Consider the following 11676-nt stretch of genomic DNA (forward strand, 5'->3'; position numbering starts at 1 on the left):
CCCTGCTGCGCCTCGCCGTCCCGCTCGCGGCCGCCGCCGCGGTGGCCGCGGCGCTCCCGTCCCTCGTCGACTCCGGCGACCCCGGCGGCTCCGGCGCCGCCGACTCCACCACGCCCGCAGGCGATCCCGGCGGCCTCGGCTCCGGCGGGGCCTCCCGCGCCGCCGCCTCCGAGTCCACCTACGCCGAGCAGCTCTCCGGACTGCTCGCCGAACGCGTCGAAGACCTCATGGGGGACAACGGCACCGACGTCTCGGTCGCCGCCTCCCGCGGCGGCGTCCGGATCGCCTACCGCCCCGACCTCCAGCACGACACCGCCTCGATCGTCAAGGCCCAGCTCCTCGTGATGGCCCTGCGCCACTACGGGACCGTCGCCGACGCCCCCGACGCGCGGCTGCGCGCCATGATCACCGCCTCTGACAACGACGCCGCCACCGCCGTCTACGACGCCCTCGGCGGCGCCGACGCGCTCACCCAGGCGTGCGCCGACTTCGGCATGACCGGCACCGAACCGCGCGAGGACGCCTGGGGCCTCACCGACACCACCGCCCCCGACCAGCTCACCCTGCTCGGCCACGCCCTCTACGAGGGACTCCTCGATGCCGACCAGACCGCCTACGCCCGCGACCTCATGGCCTCGGTCACCGCGTCCCAGCGCTGGGGCGTCTCCGCCGCCGCGGCCGACGGCGAGACCGTCTGGCTCAAGAACGGCTGGGACACCCGCACCGCCCTCGGCGGCCTCTGGGTCGTCAACTCGATCGGCGTCATCGCCGGTGACACCGCCGACCCGACCCGCATCGCGGTCCTCACCAGCGGCTCCGCCACCCAGTCCGCAGGCGTCGACCTCGTCGAGTCCCTCGCGACCCTCGCCAGATCGACCCTCGACGGCTTACGGGAGCCGGACCTCCAGGGCCGGGCCGTCCTGGGCCACCGTGACCCCGGACAGGTCCGCGACCCGCGGCAGACCGTTGGCCGCCTCGCCCCGGTAGCCGCCCACGACCACCGTCGCGGCGCCCGCCTCCGTCGCCGACGTGAGGCCCGCTGGGGCGTCCTCGAACGCCACTGCGTCCGCGGCGTCCGCGCCCAGGGCGCGGGCCGCGAGCATGTACGGCTGCGGATGCGGCTTGCCCTTGGTCACGTCGTCGGCCGCCACGAGGATCTTCGGCAGGGGAATCCCCACCGCGGCGAGGCGCCGCAGCGTCAGCGCCCGCGTCGCCGACGTGACCACGGCCCACTTGGCCGGGTCGAGCGACTTCAGCAGCGCCGCCGCCCCCGGGATCTCGCTGATCCCGTCCGTGCGGTCGATCTCCTCCGCCTCGATCCGGTCGGTCTCCGCCACCACGTCCACGCCGTGCGGCGCGAACTCCGCGACCACCTCGATCGTCGGCCGCCCGTGCGCCACCGCGAGGATCGCCGACGCCTCCAGGCCGTGGCGCCCGGCGAACCGGCCCCACGCCCGCTCCACCGACGCCGTCGAGTCGACCAGCGTCCCGTCCATGTCGAACAGCAGCACCGAAGCCGACAGCACCTGACCGCCCATGACGTACCTCCCTAGAACCGACCCGCAACGGTACCAACGGAAGATGACGACCGCGCTACATTCCGCGCGCCGCCCCGCGAACTCGGCGTGCGGCCCGCGAATGCGGTTGCGGCCCCAGGACCGCTCCTTTAGCGTCGAAACCGTGCCAGAACTCATCGACCCGACCGTGCGTCTCGCCCCGTCGTTCACCGCAGCCCTCCACGAGTTCATCGCGGAAGGCGGCGGCACCGGCCACTCCGGGACCGACACGATCATCCGCAACTACCTGCGCCCCGGCGACGAATGGGCCGCCGAGTACGTCGCCGACACCCTCGGCTGGCGCACCACCGCCCCGCCCGGATTCGTCACCTTCACCACCCTCTGGTGGGCCGAGGGCGACACCTTCCTGGGGCGCCTCGCGATCCGGCACACCCTGAACGCCGACCTCCTCGACGTCGGCGGCCACATCGGCTACGACGTGCGCCCCTCCGCGCGCCGGCAGGGCCACGCCACCGCCATGCTCGCCGCCGCCCTCCCGGTCGCCGCCGCACTCGGGATCGAACGCGCCCTCATCACCTGCGACGCCGACAACACCGCCTCCCGCAAGGTGATCGAGAAGAACGGCGGGGTACTCGAAGACCGCCGCGGGGACAAGCTCCGCTACTGGACGCCCACCGCCGCCGACTGAGACGAGGAGCCCATGAGGATCGAACGCGTCGACTACGACCGGACCCAGCACGCCGGATACGCCAAGGGCCGCAGGCTCCTCCCGTCCAGCCGCCGCGCGTGGACGCGCGCGTTCCGGTCCCTCGCCGGGGACCGGCGCATCGCCCGCGTCGCCGACGTCGGGTCCGGGACCGGCCGGTTCACGCCCGCGCTGGCCGACGAGTTCGGGGCCGAGACCCTGGGGATCGAGCCCTCGGAGCGGATGCGGGAGGTCGCGCACGTCGAGTCCGCGCACCCGCTCGTCACGTACGTGCCCGGCAGCGCCGCCGACCTGCCCCTGGACGACCGGTCCGCCGACCTCGCGCTCATGTTCCTGGTGTGGCACCACGTGCCCGACCGGCCCGCGGCCGCCCGCGAGCTGGCCCGCGTCCTCGCGCCCGGCGCGCGGCTCCTCATCGCGACGACGCTCGCCGACCGCCTCAAGGACCTGCTGCTCTACCGGTACTTCCCGCGCACCAGGGACATCGACGCCGAAGTGTTCCCCACCCTCGCCGAGACCGAGGCGGTCTTCCGCGGCGCCGGGTTCACGCCCGCCGGACTCGTGGAGGTCCACCACCGCTCGGCCGACAGCCTCGCCGAGTACACCGAGCGCCAGCGCATGCGCGCCCTGTCGGTGTACGAGCACCTCACGGACGAGGAGTACCGGGACGGCCTGGCCGCCATGGCCGCCGACGCCCTCGCGGAGACCGTCCCGCGGCCGGTCGAGGCCGACTGCGACCTGCTCGCGTTCACGCGGGACTGAGTCAGCGGCCGTCGGGGGCGACCAGGCCCGTGTTGTAGGCGAAGATGACCGCCTGGACCCGGTCACGGGCGCCGATCTTCGCGAGGATGCGCCCCACGTGCGTCTTCACCGTCGACTCCGCCAGGTGGAACCGCCCGGCGATCTCGGTGTTGTTCCAGCCCTTGCCGATCGCCGTCAGCACCTCCCGCTCGCGCTCGGTGAGGACGTCGAGCTGCGCGCTCATGTTCGCCTCCTCCTCGCCCTCGACGGGGAACTGGTCGGCGAACCGGTCGAGGAGCCGCCGCGTGAGCTTCGGGGCGACGACCGCGTCGCCCGCGGCCACCACCCTGATCCCGGTGAGCAGCTCCTCGGGCTGGGCGTCCTTGACGAGGAACCCGCTCGCGCCCGCACGGAGCGCCGCGTACGCGTACTCGTCCAGGTCGAACGTGGTGAGCACCAGGACCCGGCTGCGCCCGCCCGCGGCGATGATCCGCCGGGTCGCCTCGATGCCGTCGACGCCGGGCATGCGCACGTCCATGAGGACCACGTCCGGGCCCAGTTCGGTGGCGCGGCGCACCGCGTCGGCGCCGTTCTCGGCCTCGCCGAGCACCACCAGGTCCGGCTGGCTCTCCACGAGCATCCGGAACCCCATGCGCTGCAAGGGGTGGTCATCAACGATGAGCAGCGAGGTCACCGGCGTTCCCTTCCGTCGACGGGCATCCACAGCGCGACCCGCCAGCCGCCGCCGGACTCGGGCCCGGCCACCATTGTGCCGCCGAACGCCGCCGCGCGCTCGGCCAGCCCCGCCAGGCCCCGCGACGTGCCCGCCTCGTCGACCCGGTTCCCGGTGTTGGACACCGTGACCGCGAGCCCGGTGTCCCGGTATTCAAGGGACACTTCGGCCCGGCGCGGGCCCTTCGCGTGCTTGAGGACGTTCGTCAGGGACTCCTGGACCGTCCGGTACACCGCGAGCTGCTGGTTCTCGGACAGGTCCCAGTGCTCCCCGGAGGACCGCAGCACCACCGGCAGGCCCGCCTCCCGGACCCGCTCGACCAGCGCGTCGACGTCGGACAGCCCCGGCTGCGGGGCCAGCTCGACCTCCTGCGGGTCCTCGGCCTTGAGCACCGACAGCACCCGTCGCAGCTCCCCGAGCGCCTCCCGGCTGGTCCGCCCGATGACCTCCAGGGCCTCCTTCGCCTTCTCCGGCGACGCGGCCGCGGCGTAGGCGCCGCCGTCGGCGAGCGCGTTGATGACCGCCAGGTTGTGCCCGATGATGTCGTGCATCTCCCGCGCGATCCGGTTGCGCTCGTCCGACACCGCCTCGCGGGTCGCCTGGTCCCGCTGGGTGCTCTGGAAGTCCCGGCGCGTGCGCACGAGCATGCCGATCGCCACGATGAACGCGAAGTACAGGGCCCCCGACACGGTGAACCCGACCAGGCCCGGCGACGGCCGGTTCACCAGCCAGTCGACCAGGGACGGCAGCCCCGTCACCGCCGCGGCCCACCACAGCAGCTTCAAGGGCCTTCGCAGCACCACGTTGTACAGGGCCACGGTGTACGCCAGGCCCGCCGCGATGCTCACGAAGCCCTCGCCGCTCGCGGTGATCCCCAGCGGGATCGTGATCGCCATCGGCGCGATCTGGCTCGCCAGCACCGTGAACGGGTACTTGCGCCGCCAGATGGTGGGGACCAGGAACAGCAGCGTCGCCGCCAGCTGCGCCCAGGGGTGGGAGAACTCCATCTGGCCCATGGCGGCGGCGATCGCGCCGATGCAGCCGAAGAAGGAGTACAGGAAGATCGGGAACAGATTCCAAAGCAGCGGGTGCCTGGAGTCGAACTCCGACACCCGCTGCCACAGCCCGCGCTTGCGGGGGAGGTTCACGGCCTGCGCCACGAGGTAATCGTCACACGTCCCGGCGCTTGAGCAGCACGCCCGCCAGCCCGTAGGCCACGACCAGCCAGATGCCCATCCACAGCCACGACTCGCCCTGGCCCAGCGTCCCCGCCGAGGTGTCCACCAGGACCAGCGCGTTCGGGACGTTGCCCGGCGCGTACGGGACCACGTCGGCGACCCAGTCCCACGGGAGGATCGTCGCCAGCTGCGGCAGGATCATGATGACGCCGATGTAGAACGCGATCGAACCGGCCGAGTTGCGCAGGATGGAGCCGAGCGCGATCGCCAGCAGCGCCAGGTACACGATCATCGCGACGTACCCGAACAGCGCCCGCATCACGCCTTCGTCGCCCAGCGACACCGACAGCGCGGGGTCGTCGAGTAGGGCCTGCGACAGGAAGAACGTCACGAACACCATGGCGGTGAACAGGACCGCCACGACCGCGCCGAACACGCCCGCCTTCGCGGCGAGCACGCCGAGGCGCTTGGGCGCGGCCGACATCGTCGACCGGATCGACCCGGTCGTGTACTCGCCGGTCACGGTCAGGATGCCCAGCACCGCGACGAACACCGAGGCCATCGAGACGCCGGCCATCGCGAAGTTCAGCGCCATGTCCGGGCCCGCCAGGCCCTGGTCCGACGGGACGCTCGCGGAGATCAGGGCCCCCAGGCCCGCCGAGAACACGACCGCGCACAGGAGCACGATCCACGTGGAGCGCAGCGACCACAGCTTCGTCCACTCCGAGCGCAGCAGCCCCGCGCCCGTCAGGCGGTAGCCGCCCTTCGGCACATAGGCGGCCGGTCGTTCGGTCATTGCGGCGGCGGTCATCACTTCGCCCCTTCCACGGTCTGTCGGTACTCCACCGAATCGGCGGTCAACTGCATGAACGCGTCCTCCAGGGAGCCGCGGTCGGTCCGCAGCTCGTGCAGGACCAGGCCGTGCGCGGCGGCCGTCTGGCCCACCACCGCGGCCTCGGTCCCGGAGACCTCCAGGACGCCCCGCTCGGGGCTCGCGATGGAGATGCCCGGGCCCGCGAGGTGCTCGGCCAGCCGCGCCGCGTCGGGCGAGACGACCCGCACGCGGGCCTTCCCGCTGCCGTTCACGAAGTCGTCCACGGTGGTGTCGGCCAGGAGCTTGCCCTGCCCGATCACGATGAGGTGCTCGGCGGTCTGCGCCAGCTCGCTCATCAGGTGCGAGGACAGGAACACCGTGCGGCCCTCGGACGCGAGGCCCTTGAGCAGCAGGCGGATCCACTTCACGCCGTCGGGGTCGAGGCCGTTCACCGGCTCGTCCAGGATCAGCACGGCCGGGTCGCCCAGCAGCGCGACCGCGATGCCGAGGCGCTGGCCCATGCCGAGGCTGAACCCGCCCACGCGCTTCCCGGCCACCTCGTGCAGGCCGACGAGGTCGATGACCTCGTGGACGCGCTTGGCGGGGATGCCGTGGGTGCGGGCGAGCGCCAGCAGGTGCTTGTACGCGCTGCGCCCGGCGTGCACGGACTTCGCCTCCAGGAGCGCGCCGACTTCGGTCAGCGGCGACTTGAACTGCGAGTAGTGCTGCCCGTTGACGCGGGCGAGCCCGCTGGTGGGGGCGTCCAGGCCCACGATGGCGCGCATCGTGGTGGACTTCCCGGCGCCGTTCGGTCCCAGGAACCCCGTGACGACGCCGGGCTTGACGGCGAACGTCAGGTCGTCCACGGCCGTCTTCTTGCCGTAGCGCTTCGTCAAGTGCTCGATCTCGATCATGCCCCGAAATCTACGGCCCGCACGGGGCGCGTTCATCGGTTTCGGGATCGATATTCAGGGACGCGAGTGGTACCCGGGTACTACGACTCCAGGAGAAGAAAGCGCCGTCCAGCCTCCTCCTCGGCGCCGGAACCGCAGCCCGCGACCCGTGCGGCGCTCACTTCGCCTCCGCGTAGCTGTCCACGACCTTCGGCCGCAACGGGATCCGCACGGGCACGTCCCCGAACAGCGTCCGCGTCGCCTCCTCGGCGCACCGCTCGATCGCCGCCGACACCGCCTCGGCGTGCTCCTGCGGGCAGTGGACCATCACCTCGTCGTGCAGGAAGAACACCAGTTCGCCCAGGCCCTGGGCGTGCAGGTCGCGCCGCAGGAACGCCAGGAGCACCAGCGCCCACTCCGCGGCCGTGCCCTGCACGATGAAGTTCCGCGTGAACCGGCCCCGGGACGCCGAGGACTTCGTGCCGTCCTCGGAGTTGAGCTGCCGCCACCACCGCTCGGAGGGCGCCGGGACCGTCCGCCCGAGCCAGGTGCGCACCAGTCCGCCCTTCTCGCCCGTGCGCGCCGCCGACTCGACGCGCTCGAACGCGTCGGGGAACCGGTCCCGCATGAGCTGCACGAGTTGGCGCGCGTCGCCCGCGGTCCCGCCGTACATCGCCGAGATGAGCGCGATCTTCGCCTTCCCGCGCTCGCCGCCGAGCCGCGGCGCCAGCTCCGTGTACAGGTCGTCGGCGGCCGTGGCCGCGATCATGGCCCGGTCGCCGCTGATGGCCGCCAGGAGCCGCGGCTCCAGCTGCGCGGCGTCGGCCGCGACGAGCTTCCAGCCGGGGTCGGCGCGGATCGCCTCCCGCACCGAGTGGGGGAGTTGCAGCGCCCCGCCGCCGTCGGTGCCCCACCGGCCCGTGTCGGCGCCGCCGACGATGTACACCGGCTGGAACCGGCTCGCCGCCCTGCCGGTCTCGCGGTCGACCACGTCGTGGACCCACGCGTTGGCCCAGTTCCACCCGAACGCGCCCCACACGCGGGCGTGCTCCCGGTACACCTTCAGCGCCTCCACGGCCGGGTGGTCCACCGAGTGCAGCTCCCACGCGTGCGTGGTCTTCACGTCCACGCCCGCGGCGTGGAACGCGGCGAGCACCTGCTTCGTCGAGTCGGGGTTCAGCTGGTGCCCGAACGCGTCGGTGACCTTGTCGGCGAGCGCCTGGAGTTTGCGGGGCCGCAGCCCCTTCGACGGGCGCGGGCCCAGCAGGTCCCGCAGCAGCCGGTCGTGGACGCCCCGGTCGAACGGCACGCCGGTGCGGCTCATCTCGGCGGCCACCAGCGCTCCCGCCGACTCGGCGGCCAGGAGCGCGCCCAGGCCCGGGATCGCGGCGTTCGCGGTGCGCCGCCGCTGGTCCAGCCACGCGGCCTGGAGCCGCGTCAGCTCCGCCGGGCCGTCGACGGGTTCCGGTTCGCGCTCGAAGAGGGTCCCCGCGTCGGGGTCGGAGGCGACGACGTACGCGGGCGGGTCGTGGGCCTCCACCCGGGAGAGGATGCGCTCGGCGAGCCGCAGGTCGCGGGCCCGGTCGAGCCGCGCCCCGGCCGCCAGCAGCGGCGGGTAGTCCCGCGCCAGGTCGGCGGCCACCCACCTGAGAGGCGCCGCGGCCTCGGCTTCGCGCACGGCCGCGGCGAGGTCCGCGTGGTACGCGGGAGTCCCGCCGGGCAGGGGCATCGTCCAGCCCTCGCCGGCCCTCCCGGGCACCAGTGCGACCTCCACGCCCCAAGTGGACCACGTGCCACCGACACTCGGCGGCCGCCGCGGGACGGTCCGGACATATTCACCGCGCCTATGGGTATCCGGACCGCATGACACTCATACTCTGGATCCTCGCGGTCCTCATCGTCGTCTACGGCATCTCGATGATCTTCCGGGGCCGCGTGCTCCTCGGCATTATCGTCATCATCCTCGGGCTTCTCGTCGGACCCGGCGGCGTCAGCCTCTTCACCTAGCCCCCGGGACCGAGCTCACGCGGACTCGCGGACCACCAGCTGCGTCGGCAGGATCGTCATCGGCTCCACGTCGTGGCCCTCCAGGAGCCGGAGCATGGTCCGCGCCATGGTGCGCCCGATCTCCGCGATCGGCTGGCGCACCGTCGTCAGCGGCGGGTCCGAGTACGTGGCCAGGGCGATGTCGTCGAAGCCGACCACGGCGACGTCGTCCGGCACCCGCCGCCCCGCCTCCCGCAGGGCCTGGAGCGCCCCGTGCGCCATGAGGTCCGAGGCCACGAACACCGCGTCGAGGTCCGGCTCGTCCGCGAGGAGCTGGCGCATCGCGGCCTGCCCGGACTCGGCGGTGAAGTCGCCGACGGCGACGATCGCCCGCCGGTCCGCGTCGGCGAGCGCCGCCCGGTACCCGTCGAGGCGGGCCCGGCCCGCGACCATGTCCAGCGGCCCGGCGATCGTGGCGATCCGCCTGCGCCCCTGGGCGATCAGGTAGTCCACGGCCGCCCGGACCCCGCCGAGGTGGTCCACGTCGATGCACGGCGCGTCCAGCTGCGGCAGGCCGTTGCACACCACGGGCACGCCGCGGCGCATCATCAGCTCCGGCAGCAGGTCGGCGTCGTGGAGCGAGGCGAACATGACGCCGTCGACGTGCCCGCCGACGGCGTACCGCTCGGCCCGCTGGCGCGCCTCGGCGGACCCGGTCGTCATGAGCACCAGGAGCTTCCCGGCCGCGTCGAGCTCGGTGGCGACGCCGCGGATGACGCTCGGGAAGAACTGGTCGTCGGAGAACACGCGGTTCGGGGACTCGGGGAGGATGAGCGCCACCGAGTCGGTCCGGTGGGTCACCAGCGACCGGGCGGCGGCGTGGGGCACGTACCCGAGCTCGTCGGCGGCGGCCTCCACGGCCCGCCGCAGGTCCTCGTTCACCGAGGTCTGGCCGTTGACGACGCGGGAGACGGTCGCCCGCGACACGCCCGCCCGCTCGGCGACCTCCTCCAGTGTCGGCCGCCCCTGGCGGGGCCCCCGCACCGGCCCCGCATCCGCACGCACCATCGCGTCCGCCTCCGTCTCGTGTCAGCCTTTGACCGCGCCCTGCATGATCCCGCTGATCATGTACTTGCCCAAGAGCGCGAACACCGCCAGCAGAGGAAGCGTAGCCAGCATCGTCCCGGTGAGCACGAGCGACTGGTCGGTGACGTACCCGCCCGAGAGCGTGGACAGCGCCACCTGGACGGTCTGGTTCTCGGGGCTGGAGAGCACGATGAGGGGCCAGAAGTAGTCGTTCCACGCGGTCAGGAACGTGAGCACCCCGAGGACCACGGCCGCGGGCCGGGCGGCGGGCATGACGATCTGCCAGAAGATCCGGAACGTCGAGGCCCCGTCGATGCGGGCCGACTCGATGAGCTCGCCCGGCAGCGACCCGCGCAGGTACTGCGTCATGAAGAACACCCCGAACGCGTTGACCAGGCCCGGCGCGATGACCGCCCACAGCGTGTCCGTCCACTCCAGCTCGACCATGAGCATGAACAGCGGGATGACGCCGAGCTGCACCGGGACCATCATGGTCGCCACGACCGACACCAGGAGCACCTTGGCGCCCTTGAACTCCAGCTTCGCGAACGCGAAGCCCGCGAGCGTGGAGAAGAACACCACCGACGCGGTGACGCTGCCGCTCACCAGGACCGAGTTGAGCAGCGCCGTCCCGAACGGCACGGTGTCGAACACCCGCTGCACGTTCTCGACCAGGTTCGCGCCCGGCAGTACCGGCGGCGGCACGGTCGCCAGCGCCGAGTTGTCGCGGGAGGCGACCACGAAGCTGTAGTACAGCGGGAACCCGGAGAAGAACAGGACGGCGACGAGCGTCAGGTACGCGAGGCGGCCGGGCTGCTCGCGCAGGGCCCGCAGGCGGGCCCGGGCCCGGCGGTCGGGTCGGCCCGGCAAGGCTGTGCGGCCCGACCGCCGGGAGTCCTCAGCGGGCGCGGCAGTGCTGTCGAGTGCGGTGTCGGCGGCGGTCACGAGGCGCTCCTGATGCGGCGGATGAACAGGTAGTTGACGAGGGCGACGAGGACGATCACGGCGAACATCGTCCAGGCCACGGCCGAGGCGTACCCGAACTCGAAGCCGCGGTTGAAGCCGTGCTCGTAGAGGTAGAGCGTGAGCGTCTGGAACTGGCGGGAGGCGCCGCCGGTGACGCCGTTCTGCCCGCCGCCGCCGAACAGCTGCGGCTCGGCGAAGATCTGGAGCCCGTAGATGGTCGAGACGATCACGGTGAACACGATGGTCGGGCGGATCATCGGGACCGTGACGTGGAACAGCTGCTGCAACCGGGAGGCGCCGTCGAGGTGCGCGGCCTCGTAGACCTCGCGCGGGACGGCCTGCATGGCGGCGAGGTAGATGAGCGCGTTGTACCCGGTCCACTTCCACGCCACCATGACCGCGATGGCGACGTGCGAGGACGCGGTCCCGGCCTGCCAGTCGACGCGGCCGGCGCCGAGGGCGTCGAGGACCCAGTTGATGAGCCCGAAGTCGCGGCCGAACAGCTGGCTGAAGATGACGGCGACGGCGACCACGGACGCGACGTTCGGCAGGAGCATCCCCATGCGCCAGAACGTCTGCGCGCGCAGCCGCATGGTGAGCACGTGCGCGAGCAGGAGCGCGGCGAGCAGCTGCGGGACGGTGGCGAGCGCGAGGATCGAGAGGGTGTTGCCGAGGGCGTTCCAGAAGTACGGGTCGGTCAGGAGCGTCTCGTAGTTCCCGAAGCCCACGAACACGTGCTCGTCGGAGAGGAGGCTCCACTCGTGGGTGGACACCCATGCGGTGAACGCGAGCGGGAACAGGCCGAACGCGGCGAACAGCACGAAGAACGGGGCGATGTACAGGTACGGGGAGGCTTTGAGGTCGAGGCGGTAGCGCAGCAGGCCCGCGGGGCCCTTGCGCGTGCCGGACCCCTTGGCGGCGATGGTCATCGGGTCGCTTTCGATTCGGGGGAGGAGCGGGGGGGGGGGGCGGGGGGGCGGCCCCCCGCGCGGCCGGGGCCGCGAAATATATGGAGAACACCACGCTCATAAACACAAACCCACAACAACATAAGCC

General features: G+C 72.5%; 12 protein-coding genes and 1 pseudogene. 4 read left to right on the forward strand and 9 right to left on the reverse strand.

The features are described from left to right. Positions 1-401 precede the first annotated feature (401 nt). Positions 402-797: pseudogene (locus AB0A65_RS25500) on the forward strand (serine hydrolase); the annotation flags it as partial. A gap of 90 nt (positions 798-887) precedes the next feature. On the opposite strand, the gene AB0A65_RS25505 reads toward AB0A65_RS25500, so the two are convergent. Then, complete coding sequence (locus AB0A65_RS25505) at positions 888-1793, reverse strand: HAD-IA family hydrolase (protein ID WP_359955316.1); 906 nt, start codon at positions 1791-1793, stop codon at positions 888-890. On the opposite strand from AB0A65_RS25505, the gene AB0A65_RS25510 reads away from it, so the two are divergent. Beyond that, on the forward strand, positions 1681-2205 hold the full coding sequence (locus AB0A65_RS25510; RefSeq protein WP_359955286.1) for a GNAT family N-acetyltransferase: 525 nt from the start codon (positions 1681-1683) through the stop codon (positions 2203-2205). The genes AB0A65_RS25505 and AB0A65_RS25510 overlap by 113 nt on opposite strands. A 12-nt stretch (positions 2206-2217) precedes the next feature. Then, the gene (locus AB0A65_RS25515) at positions 2218-2985 is read left to right on the forward strand and encodes a class I SAM-dependent methyltransferase (protein ID WP_359955288.1); all 768 of its coding nucleotides are present in this window, start codon (positions 2218-2220) and stop codon (positions 2983-2985) included. A gap of 1 nt (position 2986) precedes the next feature. On the opposite strand, the gene AB0A65_RS25520 is transcribed toward AB0A65_RS25515, so the two are convergent. From AB0A65_RS25520 to AB0A65_RS25540, 5 genes are all read right to left on the reverse strand, one after another. Then, positions 2987-3658 carry a response regulator transcription factor gene (locus AB0A65_RS25520; protein ID WP_359955290.1) on the reverse strand — a complete coding sequence of 224 codons (672 nt, stop codon included), beginning with the start codon at positions 3656-3658 and terminating at the stop codon, positions 2987-2989. After that, positions 3655-4857 carry a sensor histidine kinase gene (locus AB0A65_RS25525; RefSeq protein ID WP_359955293.1) on the reverse strand — a complete coding sequence of 401 codons (1203 nt, stop codon included), beginning with the start codon at positions 4855-4857 and terminating at the stop codon, positions 3655-3657. The genes AB0A65_RS25520 and AB0A65_RS25525 overlap by 4 nt, the downstream gene beginning before the upstream one ends. A gap of 10 nt (positions 4858-4867) precedes the next feature. Then, positions 4868-5686, reverse strand: coding sequence for an ABC transporter permease subunit (locus AB0A65_RS25530; protein WP_359955295.1), 819 nt, complete (start codon positions 5684-5686; stop codon positions 4868-4870). After that, the gene (locus tag AB0A65_RS25535; RefSeq protein WP_359955298.1) at positions 5686-6603 is read right to left on the reverse strand and encodes an ABC transporter ATP-binding protein; all 918 of its coding nucleotides are present in this window, start codon (positions 6601-6603) and stop codon (positions 5686-5688) included. Before AB0A65_RS25535 ends, AB0A65_RS25530 begins: the two co-directional genes overlap by 1 nt. 157 nt (positions 6604-6760) lie before the next feature. After that, positions 6761-8356: a bifunctional 3'-5' exonuclease/DNA polymerase gene (locus AB0A65_RS25540; protein WP_359955300.1), complete on the reverse strand. Its 1596-nt coding sequence runs from the start codon at positions 8354-8356 to the stop codon at positions 6761-6763. 89 nt (positions 8357-8445) lie between these two features. Here AB0A65_RS25540 and AB0A65_RS25545 point away from each other — a divergent pair, with 89 nt between their 5' ends. Continuing rightward, positions 8446-8589, forward strand: coding sequence for a GPGG-motif small membrane protein (locus AB0A65_RS25545; RefSeq protein ID WP_359955303.1), 144 nt, complete (start codon positions 8446-8448; stop codon positions 8587-8589). Positions 8590-8604: 15 nt separating this feature from the next. On the opposite strand, the gene AB0A65_RS25550 is transcribed toward AB0A65_RS25545, so the two are convergent. The 3 genes from AB0A65_RS25550 to AB0A65_RS25560 form a co-directional block, all read right to left on the reverse strand. After that, a complete protein-coding gene (locus AB0A65_RS25550; RefSeq protein WP_359955306.1) occupies positions 8605-9636 on the reverse strand; it encodes a LacI family DNA-binding transcriptional regulator in 1032 nt (343 codons plus the stop codon). 21 nt (positions 9637-9657) lie between these two features. Then, positions 9658-10479 carry a carbohydrate ABC transporter permease gene (locus AB0A65_RS25555; protein ID WP_359955319.1) on the reverse strand — a complete coding sequence of 274 codons (822 nt, stop codon included), beginning with the start codon at positions 10477-10479 and terminating at the stop codon, positions 9658-9660. Positions 10480-10595: 116 nt separating this feature from the next. Beyond that, on the reverse strand, positions 10596-11549 hold the full coding sequence (locus AB0A65_RS25560) for a sugar ABC transporter permease (RefSeq protein WP_359955309.1): 954 nt from the start codon (positions 11547-11549) through the stop codon (positions 10596-10598). Positions 11550-11676 lie beyond the last annotated feature (127 nt).

It is taken from the genome of Glycomyces sp. NPDC047010 (assembly GCF_040644205.1).
Classification (GTDB): domain Bacteria; phylum Actinomycetota; class Actinomycetes; order Mycobacteriales; family Micromonosporaceae; genus Glycomyces.